At 37.7% G+C, this 302-nt stretch carries 1 protein-coding gene; it reads right to left on the bottom strand.

The window, feature by feature from the left end:
* Positions 1 to 292, bottom strand: a 292-nt coding sequence (locus tag LI114_RS13895; protein WP_413770913.1) for a tetratricopeptide repeat protein, incomplete at its 3' end; no start/stop codon positions are given.
* Positions 293 to 302: the final 10 nt, after the last annotated feature.

Here is a 302-nt window from a genome sequence, read left to right as displayed (position 1 = left end):
TTTCAATGTCCTGTTCCAAATGCTCTCCTGAAATATATTCAAGGGCAAGAAATCTCTTAGCATTTCTGTTTTTTAGTTTGACAGCTTTCTCAAGCAATTTTACTGCACTATCCGTATCTTGCGGAATGTGTTCACCTATCAAAAGTGCTTTGCCATACTCAAACAAGCCGTTTTTGTTATTCATTTCAGCTGAACGTCTGAAGTATTCGATAGCTTTTGTAACGTCTGAGTCTGTTCCAAGTCCAATCTTAAACATTTGCCCTAATTTGTAAAACAGATCGTCGTTCGCCATATCATCGCTT

The organism is Ruminococcus sp. 210702-SL.1.03 (assembly GCF_020559915.1).
GTDB lineage: Bacteria > Bacillota > Clostridia > Oscillospirales > Ruminococcaceae > YE71.
Note: the sequence above shows the minus strand (reverse complement) of the source record. Positions and strands in the feature narration are given on the sequence as shown.